Here is a 20396-nt window from a genome sequence, read left to right as displayed (position 1 = left end):
ATTGTTTGGGGTTATTTAAGTTTTCTCCAATTATTTAAATTCCTAACCAAGAAAATACTAGCCACTGAAACTAATGCCAACATAAAAATTTCTGAAATATTACTACTTTCAAAAATTAGGGCTTCTATAAAATGATATATATTATACATACTTGTAATAATTGCCCAGGTAAAAGAAGTCCATCTAAACCATTTTTTAGAAACTTCTAGAGTAAATAAAGCAAAAAGTAAACAAACTCCTTCAAATATCACTCTATAAATGTGATGTGCCATTGGTACTTTTCCTGTAGCTCCATCAATAATTAGAGTTTCATTATAATAGATGTTGAATAGCCCATATATATGATGAATAATCCAACCTATTGCTAAAAATATCCAAAGAATTATAATTTTTGTTCTCATAGAAATATTGTTTTTATTTAATGAATTTTTTACTGTAATTACTTTTTTAAGAGGTATAGTTGATTTATTTTTCTCAGCTTGTAATAATATTTTTCGATTCTTAAAATCAATAGGGTTTTTAGTAAAAGCACTTTGTTCTTTAATGGAAGGTTTAATTTTTAAATACACCAGAAAAGCTGTAATAGACAATAGTATCCATAAAAGATCTACTGAAAGAATTTCAAATTGATTATTCTTATAAGTATGCCAAATCCAATTATTAGAAACAATTCCGTTAGCAATTGGAATTAAAATTCCGATAATTGCGCCTGCTAATAAATTGACTTTGTTTGTAAAATAATTATCTCTCTTGTAGCGAAAATATATTGTTGTAATTAACCAAGTAATAAAAAAGAAAACATACAAAATGTCCATTCTTTGATTCATGTATGCTTGTGGTAACAGTTTTATCAATAAAAATGAAGCAGCAATAATAGGAAACATAGATAAACACATTGCTAAATAAATATGACCAACTTTAGCAGTAAACAAACGTTGTTTTAACGTCATGCTTTTTTTGTTTCTAGCTTCTACATAAATTAAAACTCCTGTAATTATTACAAAACAAGTAATTAATGCCAAAATAAAATAGATGATTTTCACCCAAAATCCACCAAAATCAGCAAAGTGTAATCTTGCTAATAATCTTTGTGAATCTTCTAAATAACCTAATTTATTAGGGTTTTTAATTTCTTGTATTTCTCCTGTAAATGCATTGTAAACAATTCTACCAATACCTATATATCTCTCTTTGTCACTAAGCTCTCCAATTAATACATACTCCATATTATTACCTTTATAATTTCTTATAAATGCTCTGGTTAATTGAAAATTATCCCAAGTATCGTTTGTTTTTTTAGCAAAAGAATTAAAACTTAAAACTTCTTTATCTGTAGTGGTTTTCCATTCGTAAGTTTTTCTTGCAGGACGTAAATCTTCTATTAATTTATCTTGACTCCCATTATATAAAAATGTGGCTGGTAAAAGCACTAGAACACCAATACCCAAATAAGCTCCTGTAACAGCAAATATAAATTGAAAAGGTAAACCAATAACACCAAGAGCTGTGTGAGAATCTGTCCAGATACGTTTTAATGTTGATTTAGGGTTGAATTGATAAAAATTAGGAATAATTTTTTTCCAATGAATAATAACACCAGTTATTATAGCAAACAAAAAAAATAAAGAAATAAAACCAGATAAGTATTGCCCAATAAAAGGAATTTGCCTAAAATAATGTAATCTATAAATAAACTCTCCTAAGCTATATTGTTCTTTATAAGTTTTTTGCTCAAACGTATTGGTGTTTATATAGAAGACTTTTCTTTCAAGATCAATTTTATTATTAATTGAGTCTTTTTGTGCATCAATAGAAACAGAAATATCATCACTTTTAAAGTTAAAGTTTAATTGTAAATCTCTACCTATTAAATTATATTTTTGATCTAAATTATTTAATATTTTATCATAATTTATATCTTTTTTCTCAATATGTTTTAAATTATTTCCTTCTTCCCATATTGAAATTTCATCTTTAAATAACGAAAATGCACCTGCAAAGAATATAACATATAAAGCTATACTTATTACAATACCGCTTACAGTATGTGTATTAAAAAAAATATTATAATTTCTTTTACTCATTATATAAAAGGATTTTGTTGTTTGCCAAAGAAGTAAATTGTATAAAAAAGTATAGATATTAAAATATATATCACCCAAACTTTCCATCCGTTTTTAAACAAATAAGGAATAATTAACAAAACTCCCCAAAGTATAAAAAAGGTATAGATAGATGTTATTAAAACCTCTTTATGATTTGGTAACCATAAGGCTAATGATAAATGAAAAAGAGCAGTTATAATATATCCTCCTATAATTCCTGCTGATATTTTAGCAAATTTTTGCCAAGAATTTTTAGTTAAATATTTTTTGTTAGCAGGCATATTATAAGTTTAGAATTATTTCAAGTGTTTGAGTTGTTAAAAACAGAATAATAATGTGTTTTTTCTTAAATATTTTTAACGGATATACTAGAATTAGTAAAATAAAAATAGTAGATATTGTAAAGAACCAAAAAAATAAGCCACTTGTTAATCCAAAAAAAATGATAGTTAATATGAGTGCAATAAATAAAATTATTAGCCCCAAATATTTAGTTCTTTTGATGTTTTTTTGCAACCAAAAATCTAATAGAGAGTTTTTTTCTAACTGAGTTTTTTTTGATGTGTTGTACAAAAAATAACACCCTAATAAAATAACTATTATTAAAATACTTATCATTTTTTTATATATTATAAAACTCTATACTTAGAATTTTGTATTCAATTAAACCTTTTGGATACATTAAAAATTATAGCTAATTGTGCCTAAAAATGCTCTAGGTGCTTGTGCGTTTACAGTTGTCCAACCATTATAATATATTTTATTTGTGAAATTATTTGCTTTTACTGCTATTCTAAATTTATCAACATTATAGTATAAACTAGCATTAAAAACAGTATAACTTGGTATTGTAAATACGCCTGCAATAGCATTGTTTTTTGTTAAGTTTTCAGAAGCTCCATTAAAACCAAAACCTACACCAAAGTTTTTTGCAAAACTATTTTCATCAAATTTGTAGTCTGCCCAAAAATTATATAAATTTTCTGCACCTGCTTCTGTGGGTCTTCTGTCTAAATATTCTACAACTTGTCTACCTACAATACCAGTTGTTGGATCTATTGCTTTTTCACTATATACATCTGTGTATTTTCTGTCGTTAATAGAATAAGAAGCTCTAATATTAAGGTTTTTAATAGGGTTTGTATTTATCTCGAATTCAAAACCTTTACTAATACTTTCTGCCATGTCAATTGTTACAGGAAATAATAATGCATAAGGATCACTTGTTGTAAAATCATTTACAGTTATATAATAATAACTAGCTCCTAAATTTAATTTTCCTTTAAATAAATTTGTTTTTACTCCTCCTTCAAACTGTACAGCTTTAGTTGGTTGAAAGACATCTACTGAACCATCTGCATTAACTATAGGATTGTTATTAACAAAACCTGTTTGGTAATTTCCAAAAACTGATAACTGATCTTTAATTGGCTGATATAATATACCTGCGCTTGGAGATAAGGTTGTTTTTGTATAATCATCTGCTGTAGTAGATTCTTTACCATCTTGTATAAAATGATCTAAACGTAAACCAACATTAACTGTTAATGCAGGTGTAATATTGATTACATCAGAAACATAAGCTGCAAGCGTTTGAGATTTTAAATTACTTACAAAAGGATCTAATTTATCAAAGTTTTCTTGTACATTTTTTGCATCTGTAAAATATGTAGCATTTGGTGTAAATGTAGTTGGTATTACATCTCCATTTGCTGCTATAAAAGCATCAAAATATGGAAAAGTAGAAAAATTGCTCTCTATTGCTTCTGAAAAAGGAGATAAACCTAAAGCATTAAGGGTGGCAATTAATTGTGGAAAGTTTGATGAAGAAGTAAGTTCTGTATTTCCATTTACATTTTTACTATTTCTTTGATTGCTGATGTAATCGACTCCAAAAACCAATCTATTTCTAGCATCTCCAATTTTAACATCTCCAGTAAAATTTTGTTGTAAGTTAAACCTCGTTTCACTTGCATCTCTTTCACTATAAACACGTGTAAAAGACTCTGAAGCTAATAAAGATGAAGCCTCTGCTAACATTGGGTTAACAAGTGGATCTATTAATGAGTTTAAATAACCCAAAGTAGCTGCATCTAAACCAATATTATTAAGTTGCCCAGTTATTGAAGTTAACAATAAAAGACCTGCAGCCCCACCATCAAATTGATATTGGTATAACCCATCTGTTTGTGCATAACTACTAGAAAAAGCAGTTTGTGAAGTCCAAGTATCAGATATTTTATAATCAAAAATGGCCCTTGTATTTAAAGTAGAGTTATCTAAAGTAATATCGTTAGAAGTAAAAGATTTATTTGGATCAATATTTAATTCATCGATATTTGTAGCTACAAGTGGCATACCACTTCTTAAAAATAACATAGAAGGATTTGTAGATTCTGTTTGCGAATATTCTAAGTTAACAGAAACATTTAATTTATTATTTATTCTATAAGACATAGAAGGTGCAATAAAAAATGTATTTTTAAAACCAGCGTCTTGAAAACTATCTTGAGTTAAATAAGAAGCATTTACTCTAAAAAATGGAGCATTTGTTTTTCCTAAAGGAGTGTTGTAATCTAAAGAAACTCTATTTAAACCAAAAGAACCACCAGTATAAGTTACACTACCTCCTTTACCTTCAAAAGGTTTTTTAGTCACTACATTTATTAAACCTCCTAAAGATGTTTCTGTACTTCCAAACAATGTAGCAGAAGGGCCTTTTATAACCTCTATTCTTTCAATATAAGATGGATCTATTGCACTAAAAGTAACACCAGCAATACCATCTACCATTCTTGGTTGTACACTAAAACCTCTAGATGAAAAATAAGCAGTTCCATTTCCAGGAGCTCTACCTGTACCTTCCCAAAGTTTATAAATACCTGTTGCATTTGTCATTGCTTCATCTAAGTTTGTAACAACTTGAGATTCTAACAAAGCAGAAGTAACAGTAGTATAAACATGAGCATTTTCCATATCTTTTAATGGGAGTTTAGATACATAAGCAGTTTTTTTACGAGAAAATGAATTTGTCCTAGAAGTTAGTACAACTTCTTGTAGAAGTTCATTTCCTTCAAATAAAATAATATTTCCTAAATCTGTTTGATTTTTTATTTGTATTTCTTTTGTTTTAAAACCTATTGAAGATATTATAATAGTTAGGTTATCATTTTTTATTTGTTCAATAACAAAATTACCATCAAAGTCTGTTTCTGTTCCTTTGTTTGTGTTTTTAAGATAAACTGAAACTCCTACTAAAGGGTTATTATCATTATCTAATATTTTTCCTTTTATAGATTTATTTTGTGCTGAAATAGTAACTGTTAGTAATAACAGAATAAAATTTGTAATAATTATTTTCATTATTTTTATTTAGATTAATTATTAATAGTAATTTTAAGCAAAAATATATTGTCTTTTTTAAATACGCAATATTTATTTAGATTAATTATAAATAAAGGTTAATTAAAAACTATATTAAATTTAGATAAGATTTGATATCTGATATTTTGATGATTAAAAGATAATTATGGTCAAAGATTAGACCTATGTTAAATAGAGGTAAAGTTGTAGTAATTAATTTTTGTTCTATTAAGAAAACTAATATTGTTATGAAATTTAATGTACAATACTAAATTTCTTTAATAACAATCTGTTTTAATTTGTTTGTTTTCTTGATAAATTTTTAAAGGTGTTTTTAAAGAATTTTCACTAATACTGTTTAAAACCTCTGTAACTCCATTTAACATGATTAAAGATCCACAAATAAGAATCTGATTTCCATTTTTTAAAGTATTTGCAATTAAATCAGAATGATTTTTTAAAAGATCTTGAACATAGATTTTCTCTTTTTGTTCTTGTGAAAGCGCTACATTGAAAGAGGTTAATCTTTTGTTTTTTATAGCATTGTTAATTATATTTTCATAAATTTTAAAAGATTCTTTAGTTCTTCCTCCCCAAAACAAATGAATTTTCTTGTATTTATTGTTGGCAATCATTCCTAAAAAAGGAGCAATGCCTGTTCCGTTTGCAATTAAAACAACTTCTTTGGCCTTTTTAGGAAAATGAAATTTTTCGTTTTTATGCACAGCAGCTAAAAGAGAATCATTTGTAAATAAATCATTTAAATAATTAGAACAAATACCCAACTCATGTTTTTTAATGCTTAATAAAACATTATTATTAATTTTTGCTATTGAATACAAACGGTTTTTAGTTTCATTTTTTGGTGTAATAGATAGTAAATCTCCAGATGTAAACTTTATCTTTTTTGATGGTTTTAACTCAATTAAAAAAGTATCATCTATATTTCTTTCAGTTTTATTTATAACTGTAAAGTTTTGTGGTTTAAGTTTTGATTTTTCGAAATCATCTTTATTAATATGTACATCTAACTTATAAAAATAACTCCATTCTTTTAACCAAGTTTCAAAGGCTAAAAATGCCTGATTATTAATTTTAAAAATTGGTAAAGCTGGCACAAAATTCTCATGAAGTTGCATTGTAGAATGCACTAAAATTGCATATTTACAATACGCTTTGTAATCTGTAGAACCAAAACCAATTACACAAAATTGAATTGTGTTTTTTTGAGTGATTTTAGTAAACTTATCAATAAATTTAGTTGCATTAATTGGTGCTTCTCCATCACCATATGTGGCAGCAAATACAATAATGTTTTTGGCTTTTTTATAAGTAGTATAACTATTTAAATCTGATATAAAAACCTTTTTATTAGCTGATAATAAGGCTTTATAGAATACAGTTGCAAAGTTATAAGTGCTTCCAGTTTCTGAGCCTACCAAAATTAAAAATTCAGTATCATCTTTGTTAAACCTATTTTTAACCAATGATGTATTTTTTCTTCTTTTAATTGTAAGTGAAAAACCAGAAAAGATAAAAAATAGAAGAGCAAAACAAGCCAAGAGTAAAACAATAGACCATAAAATTGAACCTTGACCTGTATGTAGTATTAAACTATAATAAGATCCTATACTGATTAAAGATTGTTTTTTATTGCTTACTATTTGACCATTAAATTGATGAATAGCAAATTCATTATCTATAGTTTTTAGGTAAAAATAATCTTCTTCATCCGAAGAAAAAGGGAATTCTAAACTAGTTACATCCGCTAATTTTGTAGTTTTAAAAAATTCAAAATCAGTAGGTTTTAGTTGGTTTGTTGTATTTGTAAATGCGGTGTTTTTTTGATGTTTATTTTTATCCTTTGGCAACAAAGAGAATTTTTCTAATGATAAATAAACACCAGTTATTGTGATAATTATAATCGGAATTAAAAACAATTTACCAAAAACAATATGGTAATATTGATTAAAATTTTCTTTTACAATCTTAGTGAAAACCTTAAAAAAGCCTCCTTGTCTTTTAGCAATTAAAATAACTCCAGAAATGGCAATTAGTAATAGTAGAAAAGAAACAAAACCAATTAAAAAACGACCTGTAGATTTTAAGAATAAAGATCTATGTAAGTTGGTTGCAAATTCAAAAATGGGTGATTTTTCTATTAGATCCCCCACTTTTTTACCTGTTTTTGGATTGAAGTAAAAAGTTTTGCTTTTGCCATCTTTGGTAACTACAGAAGCACTTACAAAATTATTTTCATCAACTTCTAGGGTAATTATTTCATCATATTTTTCTGATAAAATAGCTACAGTTTCTGCAATAGAAATTTGCTCAATATTTACAGGAGAATAAGGTTGTAGCTTATTAGAAATTGGTTCAAAAGCTAAAATTATTCCTGTAAGTGAAGCAATAATAATAAATAAAGCAGTAGATATTGCCAAGGTTAAGTGGCTATATCTCCAAATAGAAATTGTCATAAAAGAGTTAGTTCTAACTGTGTTTTATAAGCAAATCCACCAATTGGTTAGTTAAATCAATTCTGGTTAATCAGTGGAATTGCTATTAATTAAGTTATTGTGGCATCATTCTTATATATCGAATAAATCCTTTACCTTCAATTTTAGATTTTATATTTTCTGAAGTTAATTCAAATTCAACATCATCTTTATGATAATCTTGGTCTTCTACAGCAGTTTCAAAACGAATTTTATAACCTTGATCTAGTTTATCATCAGGAATTTGAATAACGCTTATAGAACGTTCTCCACCACTAATAGTTGCACCTGTAATAGCATCTATATCAGCACGTTTTTTTCCTTGAAAATTCCACCATTCTGTAATATCAAAATACCACTCATCATCATCACCTTGTACATATAAAGTCTCTTCATATTCACCTTCAGGATTTAATAAAGAGATTACTATATAAGCACCTTCACCTGTATAATTTTTCATTTGAATCATACATTTATAAGGCGAACTTTCTGTGTATTTTTTAAAACTAAATAAAGCAGTTATCATTAATAATATAACTGGCAATATTAAAAGGGTTCTTTTAGTTTTCATCTTCTTATTTTAAAAAGCTAATGTTTACATTTTGTTTCTTTAACAATTCATTTTCTGATGCTAAATCATATACAGTTTCATCAAAATCTGTTTTAATGTTTTTGTCTGCACCAATACCTATTAAGTATTTTATGATTTTATCATCTTTGGCTTTCATTGCAGAAATTTGTAAAGCTGTAATACCTTCTTTATTTTTTGCATTTACATCAATATTAAAACTAGCCAATCTTTTTAATAAAGCTAAATTATTTTCGTTTGCAGCAATATGTAATAAAGTGTTACCAGAGTTTTGAGGTTTGTTTATAATCAATCCGTTTTTTTCTAAAACCTTTAATTTTGTTTCGAAAGCATCTTTGTTTCTACCTCCAAAACTATTAATTAAGTAGTAAGAAAGTGTATTGTCATCTTTGTCTAAAGTATTAATATCAGCACCTTTTTCGATTAGAAAAGTAACAACATCTGTAGAGTTTCTACCAACTGCATTAGTTAATGCTGTAGTTCCTTTTTTATTCTTTAGGTTGATGTTTTTTACATCTTTAGCTAAAAATTCTATAGTTTTTAAGTTACCACTAGTTGTTGACACCATAAAAGGTGTGTTGCCTTCATAATCTTGTAAATTTATATCTACACCTTTATCTATAAAGAATTTATAAATATTAATGTCTTTATTGTTTCTTGCAATGAAATGTAAAGGATTTCTGTTTTCATGATCGACAGCATTTACTTTAATCCCTTTCTTTGCTAAAAATTGATAAGTTTCTAAAGTATTGCTTTTTCTTCTAGAACCTTGACTTGCAAAAATCATTGCATTTTTACCAGTATCAATTCCTTTATCAATTAAAGTTGATAAAAATTTAGTGTTTCCACCTTTTGCAGCATATTCAAAAAAGCCATTACCATTGTCATCTTTATCATTTAATGAAGCACCATTTGCAACAAAAAGATCTATAATTTTAAAATCTTTTACATTAGACGCAACCAATAACAAAGCATTTGCTCCATCATGATTTTTTTCTTTAGTAATGTCTGCACCAATTTCAATTCCGTACTTATAAATTTCTAGATTACCTTGTCCAGAAGAAGCTGCAAAATTTAAGAAAGTATTACCATGTGTATCTACAACATCAGTTTTTGCACCTTTAGAAATTAAGTATTTCATAATTTCTAATTTGCCACTGTAAGCTGCCCAATGTAAATAAGTTCTACCATCGTGAGTTAGTTTATTTACATTGTTTCCATTTTTAGAAATTATATACTCAATTATTTTATCATCAGATTTTTCTAGAATAGCATAAACAGTTGCATCAAAAGCATTACTGTTCGATTTTTCTATATCAATGCCTGTTGCAATTTTTTGTTCAATAATTTCTATGGTTGGTTTAGATTTCCAGAAACCTCTGTCGTGAAAAATATTCTTTTGTTGTGCAAAAGTTCCAATGCTAATCAGAAATAATATGATTGATATTTTTTGTGATTTTTTCATTTTTTATTTTTTTACAAAAGATTCAATTATAGAATTCATTTCTTTTTCTTCAGTAATATCATCAGAAAATAAATGTTTATAAAGTTGTTTGTTGTCTACTTTTGTTTCTAAAGATAAATCAGTGTTTCTGCCATAAACTTCTGCCCATTTATTTCTAACCAATTGCCATTTATCATTATGAGCAACCCACCAATCTGCAGCTGCTTTACATTTACTATCATCAACTCTTTTATAAGTATTGTATCCTTTTTCTTTAGCTAAAACAACATCATCTTTTCCAGATTCACGAATTACTTTACTATTATCTTGGTCATGTACCCAACCATAATTTGTAATTTCGTGTCTGTTGCCTCTTAAAGTTATGTTGTAATCGCTTCTTTTGGTGTATTCTCTTCTTGGTAAAGGTGCTGTTGTTGTATTTTCCCAATAGCTTTTTCCATCTACATGTACCCAAGAGCCAGAACCTTCATATCTAGGGCTGTCATCTACTTGATACACTTTTTGTGTCCATTGTTTTTTTACATTTCCTTTATCTTCTTGGGTAAATGTCCATTCATTATCTCCATTGTAAACATAAAAGTCTGTGTTTTCATACAACCAATCTTGTCTCCAATGCTTAATTATCATTGGCTTTGCAGGATTACCAACTTGAAGCAAATGTTGAATTGATATTTTGTTGTTATCATCAACCACTAAACCTGCCCATTCTAAACCCTTATCAACTTTAGTTTTAGAAGGTTTGTAGCCTTCATCTTCACTATAATTAAAAGTTTCAGCAAAATTGAAAGTTACCTCAAAACAGCCGCACATTTCTTTAATAGCATTTTTGTCTTTTGTTTTTTTGCTTTGTCCATTTGTAGTCATTGCTACAATACATATTAAACTTGCTAGTACTAATTTTTTCATTTATAATTTTATTTAAGTTGTATTTAATTTTTTTACAAAAATATACAATTTATTTAGATTGATTAAAAATAAGATATATATTTGTCGAAAATTATTAAGAATGTTTCTAAATAGAAGTTTAGTCGTACTTTTTTTTTCAATAACTACAATAAGTTATGCTCAAGAGCAAAAAAAAGATAGTACAGAAGTTACCAATTTAGATGAAGTTGTAATTACTGGTCAATATAACCCAAGGTCTATAAAAAAATCTGTACACAATGTAATTGTTATTAAGAGAGAGCAAATAGAAAATCAGGCTGCAAATAGTTTAGCAGATTTATTGAATTTTAATTTAAACTTAACAATTATACCAAGTTCACAAACAGGTAAGTCTACAATATCATTTTTTGGTTTAGATGCACAATACTTTAATATTTTAGTTGATAATATTCCGTTAGTAAGTGATAATGGATTAGGCAACAACATCGATTTAACACAAATAAATTTAGATGATATAGAGCGTATTGAAATTGTAGAAGGAGCAATGGGTGTAGAGTATGGAGCCAATGCAGTTTCTGGAGTTATAAATATTATCACTAAAAAAAATATAGATAATGATTGGCAAATTAGAGCTTCTGTACAAGAAGAAACTGTAAGTAAAGAATATGCTTTGTTTGATGAAGGTAGGCATATACAATCTTTAAATATTGCAAACCAACTTACTGATAATTGGTTGGTTAGGTTAGGGGTAAATAGAAATGATTTTGCTGGTTTTTATAATGGTAGGCAAGGTGCAAGTTATTACGAAAACGATGGTTTAAGAGGTTATGATTGGTTGCCAAAAGAACAGTTAAACAGCAATGCTTTTGTACAATATCGTAAAGATAAGTTTCAGTTTTTTTATAAGTTCGAATATTTTAATGAGTTAATTAATTATTATGATGCTACTGTAAGAGCTAATATAGATGTTGCAGCACAAACAAGTAATCCTTCTGCTACAGATAGAATTTTCACTACTAATAGATTTGTAAATAATTTAAATTTTATAGGGCAATTAAATTCTGGAGCTAACTATAATGTTGCTCTTTCTTATCAAGAACAAAAAAGAAATTTAAATGAGTTTAACTACTTTATTTTAAATAAAGATAGGAGTAATGAAACCGATGAAACTTATCAATCTAGTAAAGTATTCTTTTCTAAAGGTAATATTAATAACCTTGTAAAAAGCGATAAATTTAATTTTCAATTGGGTTATGAAACACGTTTTATAACGGGTTTTGATACAGAATCTTCTGGAGAAATTACAGGAGAAGATAAGGAACAATCACAAAATAATTTTGCTGTTTTTGGTTCTTCTGAATATAAATTTTCTGAGAAATTTACACTAAGACCAGGAGTTAGATATGAATACAATTCTTTATTTAAATCTAAAGTTTTGGGTTCTTTAAGCGCACGTTACTTAATGAAAAATGGATTTGAATTACGTGGTAATATTGGTACATCTTACAGAACGCCTAATTTTGAAGAACTCTATTATTATTTCGTAGACTCTAATCATGATGTTAGAGGAAATGAAAACTTGAATCCAGAAAATGGATTTACAGCTTTTATCAATCTAAAAAAATACAGTCATATAAATAATATTTCTGTGCTAAATAGTTTAAAAGTTAGCTATTTAGATGTTTCTGATAAAATAGATTTAGCTATTGTAAATACAATTCCTTTACAATATCAATACATAAATATAGATAGTTATAAACTTTGGGGAATTACCACAACTAACAGCTTTAAAAAAGATGTGTGGACATTTAATTTAGGAGCTACTTTACAAGGAATATCTAGAGTATCAGAAAATGAAGCAAATGTAGAAGATGAGTTTTTATATTCTTTTCAATTAAATACAAGTGCAACTTACAATATTAAAAAATGGCAGACAGCCTTTACAGTTTTACTAAAACATAATGGTAAACAACAAAATTATGTGTCTACTGATGTAGATACTGATGGTAATTCAATTTTTACCAAATCTACTACAAGCGCTTATAACTGGTTAGATGCTTCAGTAAAAAAATCATTTTTAAAAAACAAAATCCAAGTTACTCTAGGAGGTAGAAATTTTTTTGATGTTGTTAACGTAAATGTTAGTGGTACAAATTCAGAAGGTATTCATTCTGCCAACAACAGTGTATTATTACTGGGCTATGGCAAATCTTATTACTTAAAACTATTATACAATCTTAATTTTTAATTTAAACAATCATGACAAACAAATTTTTAACTTTTATTTTATGTGTTACAGTGTTTTCTTTTACAAGCTGTAATGATGATGATACACCAACAGAACCAATTGTTATTGTAATTGATGGTTCATCAATAGCACCAGAAGTAGGTGGTGCAAACGAACCAAACCAAGTTTATGTAGATTTAAGTACAAGTGCAACAACAGTTGTTAAAAGAGATTCTTGGGATCTTGGTTTTTACTCTGGTTCTGAGTTTAGAGTAGCATTAAATGGATCACTTTACATGGCAGCTGCTCAATTATCTTCTACAGATATAAACGCAGTAAATTCAACAACAGAAGAAGTACAAGAATTACAACCAAAAGTTGCAGTGGGTACTTTTGATGCTGCAAATACTGCTTATGTAGATGCACCAATTGGTACAATAACAGAAACAGCAATTGCAGAAATTTCTGATACAGATGCAAATAATAATGTGTATTTATTAAACTTAGGATACGAAGTTGGCACTGAAACTCCAGAAACAGGAAGTGTGGCTATTGCTGGTGATACTAGAGGTTGGAAAAAAATTAGAATTCTAAAAAGCGGATCTGATTATGTTTTACAATATGCAGATTTAGATGCAACAACTTATAACGAAGTAACTATTGCTAAAAATTCAGCTTATAATTTTACTTTCTTTAGTTTTAATTCAGATTCAGAATCAGTTATAGAACCAGAAAAACAAAACTGGGATTTAAACTTTACTGTTTTCACAAACGAAATAGAAGGTTATGGTTCTTACGGATATTCTGATTTTATTACAAATAACACAAAAGCAGACACACAAGTATACATGATTGATACAGATGTAGACGCTTTTACTTACGATACTTTTACTTTAGCAGATGTTGCAACAGCAAATTTTGTAACAGATCAAAGAAGTATAGGAAGTAGCTGGAGAAATGGTGGAGGACCAGGTAGTTTACCTTCTTTAAAAGACAATGTTTTTTATGTTGTTAATGATACAGATGGTAATCTTTACAAATTAAAGTTTTTAGCATTAACAAATGCTGATGGAGAACGTGGTCATCCAGAATTTGTATATAGCTTACTTCAATAACTTTCTTTTTGTTTATTTTTTTTTTATGAAAGCTATTTAGACTCTGGTCTAGATAGCTTTTTATTATTAACGAGCATCTCTAGATTTAATATTTTGTTCGCATAAAGAAATAATCTCAGTTATTCTTTTTTGCCTAGTAGCTGGTCTTTTTGCTTGATGAATCCAATACAAATAGTTCTTTCTATAACTGGGTGCAAAGTTTTTAAAATTGATGAAAGCAGATTTGTTATTGTCGAATTCAGTTTGTAAATCATCAGGAATTATCCCTTTTTCTACAAGATCTAAAGCAGTCCAAGAACCATTTTCTTTACCTATTTTAATAATTTCTAATCCACTTTTGTGCATTAAATTATTTGCAGTAAGTTCTTTAATATATTTTTTATTTAAAGCGCTCCAAATACTTTTTGTGTTTCTAGGGCAAAAATATTGTCTGCGTTTGCCATTTCCTAAACTTTTTACGGTAGAATCTATCCAACCAAAACACAAAGCAACTTTAACAGCTTCTTCCCATCTCATAGATTCTTCATCATTCTCTACTTTATAAAATATCAAATAAACACCTTTAAATGTATCATAGTTTTTAGAGAGCCAATTTCTCCATTCAATATCATTTTTAAAATAAAGTTCAGGTTTTTCAATCATAGTATAAATATACAATAAAAGAGAATTTTATTTTTTTAAATTTTAAAAGAAGCTTAAAAGAATATTAGAGAAAAAAGTAGTCTATTTCTAAGGATAAATAAAAATAAATACTTCTGTAATTATCTAAAATGATGTTTTTGAGACTATGGCAATCAGATTAATCAATGCCTATAATTATCATAATCATAAAAATCGAATTTGGAAAAGCTAAAACCCGAGTTCTACTTGGATTTGGTTTTTGTTTTTTCTAATTTAACAAATATTGAAACTTAAACTTTATAAAAATATTTTATGATTTCGAACAATTTAGATTTAGAAAACAATATAAAATTATTATCTTTTGATATCGATAATACCCTAATCGATTTCCACACTTTTAAAAGTAACTTTACCAAAACTTGGATAAAGTATGCTGATGATTTAGACGTTATTTTAACGTATAATACAGGTAGATTAATTGATGATGTTTTAAGTTTAATTGATAAAGGTGTTTTGCCAAAACCAGACTACATAATTTCTGGAGTAGGTACACATATTTACAATTATAAAAAAGGCGCTTTAGTTAAAGAGTTTAATGATGTTTTAGATGATGGTTGGAATCTTGAATCAGTAGAAAGCATTATGTATAGTTTAGATCACCCAATAAGTGAGCAACCTAGCAAATATCAGCATACTTATAAAAGAAGTTACTTTTTTCATGATGCAAGCGATGAATTAATAGAAAGTGTATCTCAGAAATTTTTAGATGCAGATATGGATGTTAATGTGGTGTATTCTGGTAATAAATTTTTAGATATTTTACCAAAATGGGCCAATAAAGGTAATGCTTTAGAATGGTTGCTAAGAAGGTTAAAATTAAAAACCAATCAAGTTTTAGTTGCTGGAGATAGTGGTAATGATTCTGCAATGTTCGATTTAAAAAATGTAAATGGAATTGTAGTTTCTAATGCACATGAAGAGCTTTATAATTATACAAAACACAAAAAAGTTTATCATACAGAAAAAGAAAAAGGAGGTGGTATTGTAGAAGGCTTAATTTATTATAAAGTATTGCCAAAAGAGGCAATAAAAGAAATGAATATAGATCATTCAGATGATTTTTTTATTCAAAAAGAATTAGACAATATTGCATCAGAAAATGATGATGAACGTTTAGCTTTAATACAAGAAGGTTATGTAAAAGCTGTAGAAGCCTTAAAGAAAAATATAACTCCATTAGGTTTTTCTGCTTGTTCTATAAAAGATAATGTGGCTCATGGTACAGACGAAAACTATTACAGTGTTTGGGCTAGAGATGGTGCAATTACAGTAATTGGTTCATTATCATTAATTCACGATAAAGAAATTCACGATTGCCAACGTCAAACATTATTAACTCTTTTAGAACATATTTCTAGAAATGGTCAAATTCCATCAAATGTAAGAATAAAAGATAACGCTCCAGATTATTCAGGAGTAGGTGGTATTTGTTCTATAGATAGTGGAATTTGGGTAGTAATTGCATTTTACGAATACGTAAATGTTACCAAAGACATCGATTTTTTAAGAAAATATATTGGTGATATTAAAGAAACAATGCGTTGGTTAGGTGCACACGATAGTAATAACGATGCACTTTTAGAAATTCCTGAAGCTGGAGATTGGACAGATTTATTTGGTAGAAGCTATAACATTTTATATGATGAAATTTTATGGTACAGATCTAATGTTTGTTTTGGTAGAATGCTAGAAATGTTAGGTAATCATGAAGAAGCAGGTGAGTATATAAGATGGTCTCAAGTAATTAAAAAAGAAATTGTTACCAATTTTTGGCCATCTACACAACAGCAATTATTTACCTCAGTTTCATTTGCTGAAAAGCAATTTACTTTAGGAGATACGTCTTATCTAATAGCTCAAACAACACCATTCGATTTTTCTTGGAGGTGTGATACTCTAGGGAATATTTTAGCATTCTTACATGGTACCATAGATGCAGAAAAAGCTCACCAAACTTTTAAATTTATGTTAGGTGTTGGTGTAAACGATCCTTTTCCTGTTGCAAATGTATACCCAGTAGTAAGTCCTGGAGATCCAGATTGGAGACCTTATTATACCGTAAATCTGCTGAATTTACCAAACCATTATCATAATGGAGGTATATGGCCTTTTGTAGGTGGTTTTTGGGTGAAATTTGTTAGTAAACTAGGGTTTAGAGATGTTGCAATAGCAGAGTTACACAAACTAGCATTAATCAATAAAGAAGGTATAAATCATGAATGGGAATTTACAGAATGGGCACATGGTGTAACAGGTAAACCAATGGGTAAAGCATACCAAGCTTGGTCTGCAGCTCAGTACATTTCTGCTTATCACGATTTAAAATTAACTAAAATTAAAACTAAAAAATAGAAAGATGAAATCAATATTAATGATTTCTTTACATGGATATGTAGGGGCAAATGCAGAATTAGGAAAACCAGATACAGGTGGACAAGTAGTCTACGTTTTAGAATTAGCAGAACGTTTTAGCAGATTAGGTAAAACAGTAGATTTAGTTACAAGACAATTTGAAGATCAACCAGAGTATGATGATGTAAATGAAAATTGCAAAGTTTGGCGAATTCCTTTTGGTGGTAAAAAGTTTATCCGAAAAGAAGACATGCACGATCATTTAAAAAAGTTTGTAACCAATACTTTAGCTGCCATTAAAAAAGAGAATAAAAAATACGATGTTGTTTATTCTCATTATTGGGATGCAGGTTGGGCAGGTCAAAAAATTGCAGAAGAATTAGGTATTTGTCACGTTCATACACCACATTCTTTAGGTTGGTGGAAACAACATACTATGGGTAGTGATATGGATGAAAAAGAAATGGAAAAAACTTATCGTTTTAAAGAACGTATAAGAAAAGAATATTTCGTTTATCAAATGTGTAATTTTGTAATTGCTACAACTTTACCTCAAGTAGATTTGTTAGTTCAGCAATATGATGTGTTAAGTAGAAACTGCAGTATGATTCCTCCAGGAATTGATGAAAATCGATTTTTTCCTGTTCCATCAAAAGAAAATGATAAAATAAGATTAAAATACGATATTAATCCTACAGATATTTTGGCCTTAGGTAGAATGGCTCATAATAAAGGTTATGACTTATTGATAAATGCTTTACCAACTGTTTTTGAACTGTGCCCAGAAGCAAGGTTAGTAGCTGCAATTGGTGGTGATTCTAAACAAGATATAGAAGGTATAGAAAAACTAAAAAAAGTAGCGTCAGAAATTGGTGTTATGGATAAAATTAAATGGAAAAGCTATATAGAAGATGATGATTTAGCTAATGTTTATAGAGCTGCAAGTATATTTGCAATGCCTTCTAGATACGAACCTTTTGGTATGGTAGCCATAGAAGCAATGGCTTGTGGTACACCAAGTGTGGTTACAGTTCATGGTGGTTTGTGCGATTTAATAGATTTTGGTAATCAAGCTCTTTTTGCAGATCCTCATAGACCTTTAGAGTTTGGTGCAATGATGGCAATGCCTCTTTTATATCCAGATTTAAGAAATGAAATGTCTGTAGAAGGTGCACGTTTTGCACGTAGAAATTTTGGTTGGACAGGGATTGCAAAACGAATGCTATCCATTTTTGCAAGTTCTATAAATCAAAGAACCTCAGAAACTAATGTATATTAAAAATTGATGTAAAAAGTAAAGTGAGCAATTGATGTATATTTATTTTAACACAATTTACTCATTTTACTTTTTTATAAATTGTACTTAGTTTTTCATTTTATCAATAAAGAAATTAAAAAAATATATGGCTAAAATTGTTTGTTTTGGTGAAGTTTTATGGGATGTTTTTCCCACACATAAAAAAATTGGAGGAGCACCATTAAATGTTGCAATTCGTTTACAATCGTTTGGTAATAATGTAACTATGATTAGTGCTATTGGTAATGATGAATTAGGCAAACCAATTTTAGATTTTATTAAAGAAAATGGAATAAATAGTAAATTTATTCAAATTTTAAATGATTTTTCTACAGGAGAAGTAGCTGTAACTTTAGATAAAAAAGGAGGAGCTACCTATCAAATTATTCATCCAAAAGCTTGGGATAAAATAGCATTTACAACTGAAATATCAGAAGTTGTAAAAGAAGCAGATGCTTTTGTATTTGGTAGTTTAATTAATAGAGATGAGGTTTCTAAAAACACTTTATATCAACTTTTAGACTTTGCAAAATATGCCATTTTTGATGTGAATTTAAGAGCTCCTTTTTATACAAAAGAGATTTTAGTAGAGTTGATGCAAAAGGCAAATTTCATCAAATTTAATGATGATGAATTGTACGAAATAAGTGCTTTTTTAGGATCTAAATTCAATAATTTAGAACAAAACATTCATTTTATATCAGAAAAAACAAATACCAAACATATTTGTGTTACCAAAGGAGAACATGGGGCTGTTTTGTTGTATAATAATGAGTTATTTTATAATAGTGGTTACAAGATTAAAGTAAAAGACACAGTTGGTTCTGGAGATTCTTTTTTAGCTTCTTTAACGAGTAAATTAATTAATGGATCAACACCACAAAAAGCAATAGATTTTGCTTGTGCTGTTGGTGCTTTAGTTGCACAAAGTGAAGGTGCAAATCCTATTATAAGTGAAAAAGAAATTACTGATTTTATCGGAATATAATTTTATCCATACACAACAATTATGCAATGCATGGATAAAATTGTATTTTAAATTATTTTAATTGATCTAAAAAAGGTTTTAATTCTAATAATTTTATATCATCTCGTTTTCTTAATTCCCTTAAAAACCAAACTTTATGTCCTGCTCCATAAGTAATTAAAATTCGTTTATTTTGATTCTTATATTTTTGTAAAACTTTTTCAATATTCCAATAATGTGCAATATTAATATTGTCCCAACCACCAAGGCCTAATTCTTCATTAAAAAGATCATTATAAACTTCTAAACCAATATTGTAAATACTATCGTAAGTGTTGGTATGTATAAAATAAGGATCGTTTCTATTACCCGTAATTGCCATTAAAGAATCAGATTTTTTATTAGCATCTATATATTTTTTCCAATCTTCTTTTCTTGTGGAATCTCTACTGATTGCTCTTAGTTTTTGTTGACGTTCTCTAGCCATAGAAGCAGACCAACCTGCAGTTGGTATAATTTCAAAATCCATTGTTTTAGACAGTGGAAAAATTACTTCTGTATATTCTGGAAAACGTAAAACTCTAGGTTCTGAAATAGAATCGTCTCTTTTAAAACCTTCCATTGCTTCTGCAAATCTATTTGACGGAATTTCAGTTAAAATAATATCAGGATTAATTTCTTTAATTAGTTTTGTTAATTTATCGATAGAAAATTCTTTAGAAGTTAAATGACTTCTATGAATGGTTCCTAAAACTAAAACTTCATTTTTGTTGTCTGTTTCTGTTTTACAACTTGATAACAAAACGAACAAACAGATAACTTGAATACTTTTAAAGATTAACTTCATAATTAATT

At 27.9% G+C, this 20396-nt stretch carries 14 protein-coding genes; 5 read left to right on the top strand and 9 right to left on the bottom strand.

Annotated features, from left to right (window positions below; translation table 11 throughout):
- Positions 1 to 11 precede the first annotated feature (11 nt).
- From ACJJVK_RS00355 to ACJJVK_RS00325, 7 genes are all read right to left on the bottom strand, one after another.
- Positions 12 to 2084: a PepSY-associated TM helix domain-containing protein gene (locus tag ACJJVK_RS00355; RefSeq protein ID WP_405562178.1), complete on the bottom strand. Its 2073-nt coding sequence runs from the start codon at positions 2082 to 2084 to the stop codon at positions 12 to 14.
- On the bottom strand, positions 2084 to 2386 hold the full coding sequence (locus ACJJVK_RS00350; RefSeq protein WP_405562177.1) for a hypothetical protein: 303 nt from the start codon (positions 2384 to 2386) through the stop codon (positions 2084 to 2086). The genes ACJJVK_RS00355 and ACJJVK_RS00350 overlap by 1 nt, the downstream gene beginning before the upstream one ends.
- Positions 2387 to 2786: 400 nt before the next feature.
- On the bottom strand, positions 2787 to 5468 hold the full coding sequence (locus ACJJVK_RS00345; protein ID WP_405562176.1) for a TonB-dependent receptor domain-containing protein: 2682 nt from the start codon (positions 5466 to 5468) through the stop codon (positions 2787 to 2789).
- Between the two features lie 278 nt (positions 5469 to 5746).
- Positions 5747 to 7945: a PepSY domain-containing protein gene (locus ACJJVK_RS00340; RefSeq protein WP_405562175.1), complete on the bottom strand. Its 2199-nt coding sequence runs from the start codon at positions 7943 to 7945 to the stop codon at positions 5747 to 5749.
- A gap of 94 nt (positions 7946 to 8039) precedes the next feature.
- Entirely contained in the window at positions 8040 to 8534 is a 495-nt protein-coding gene (locus ACJJVK_RS00335; RefSeq protein ID WP_405562174.1) for a DUF2271 domain-containing protein, read from the bottom strand.
- 4 nt (positions 8535 to 8538) lie between these two features.
- Positions 8539 to 10017, bottom strand: a complete 1479-nt coding sequence (locus tag ACJJVK_RS00330) for an ankyrin repeat domain-containing protein (RefSeq protein WP_405562173.1) — start codon at positions 10015 to 10017, stop codon at positions 8539 to 8541.
- A gap of 3 nt (positions 10018 to 10020) precedes the next feature.
- Positions 10021 to 10923, bottom strand: a complete 903-nt coding sequence (locus ACJJVK_RS00325) for a DUF6607 family protein (protein WP_405562172.1) — start codon at positions 10921 to 10923, stop codon at positions 10021 to 10023.
- A gap of 100 nt (positions 10924 to 11023) precedes the next feature.
- Here ACJJVK_RS00325 and ACJJVK_RS00320 point away from each other — a divergent pair, with 100 nt between their 5' ends.
- Together ACJJVK_RS00320 and ACJJVK_RS00315 are read left to right on the top strand one after the other, a co-directional pair.
- Positions 11024 to 13150: a TonB-dependent receptor plug domain-containing protein gene (locus ACJJVK_RS00320; protein WP_405562171.1), complete on the top strand. Its 2127-nt coding sequence runs from the start codon at positions 11024 to 11026 to the stop codon at positions 13148 to 13150.
- Between the two features lie 11 nt (positions 13151 to 13161).
- Entirely contained in the window at positions 13162 to 14244 is a 1083-nt protein-coding gene (locus ACJJVK_RS00315) for an HmuY family protein (protein ID WP_405562170.1), read from the top strand.
- A gap of 66 nt (positions 14245 to 14310) precedes the next feature.
- Here ACJJVK_RS00315 and ACJJVK_RS00310 read toward each other — a convergent pair whose 3' ends face one another.
- Positions 14311 to 14886, bottom strand: a complete 576-nt coding sequence (locus ACJJVK_RS00310) for a YdeI family protein (protein ID WP_405562169.1) — start codon at positions 14884 to 14886, stop codon at positions 14311 to 14313.
- Between the two features lie 291 nt (positions 14887 to 15177).
- Between ACJJVK_RS00310 and ACJJVK_RS00305 the strand changes: the two genes are divergently transcribed.
- The 3 genes from ACJJVK_RS00305 to ACJJVK_RS00295 all read left to right on the top strand — a co-directional run bounded on the left by ACJJVK_RS00305 (position 15178) and on the right by ACJJVK_RS00295 (position 19562).
- Positions 15178 to 17277 carry an HAD-IIB family hydrolase gene (locus ACJJVK_RS00305; RefSeq protein ID WP_215995954.1) on the top strand — a complete coding sequence of 700 codons (2100 nt, stop codon included), beginning with the start codon at positions 15178 to 15180 and terminating at the stop codon, positions 17275 to 17277.
- Between the two features lie 4 nt (positions 17278 to 17281).
- On the top strand, positions 17282 to 18556 hold the full coding sequence (locus ACJJVK_RS00300; RefSeq protein ID WP_215995955.1) for a glycosyltransferase: 1275 nt from the start codon (positions 17282 to 17284) through the stop codon (positions 18554 to 18556).
- A 124-nt stretch (positions 18557 to 18680) separates the two neighbouring features.
- A complete protein-coding gene (locus ACJJVK_RS00295; protein ID WP_405562166.1) occupies positions 18681 to 19562 on the top strand; it encodes a carbohydrate kinase in 882 nt (293 codons plus the stop codon).
- A gap of 52 nt (positions 19563 to 19614) precedes the next feature.
- Here ACJJVK_RS00295 and ACJJVK_RS00290 read toward each other — a convergent pair whose 3' ends face one another.
- Positions 19615 to 20388 carry a hypothetical protein gene (locus ACJJVK_RS00290; protein WP_405562165.1) on the bottom strand — a complete coding sequence of 258 codons (774 nt, stop codon included), beginning with the start codon at positions 20386 to 20388 and terminating at the stop codon, positions 19615 to 19617.
- Positions 20389 to 20396: the final 8 nt, after the last annotated feature.

It is taken from the genome of Polaribacter sp. Asnod6-C07 (assembly GCF_045063625.1).
Classification (GTDB): domain Bacteria; phylum Bacteroidota; class Bacteroidia; order Flavobacteriales; family Flavobacteriaceae; genus Polaribacter; species Polaribacter vadi_A.
This window is presented reverse-complemented; position numbering and strand designations above follow the sequence as displayed.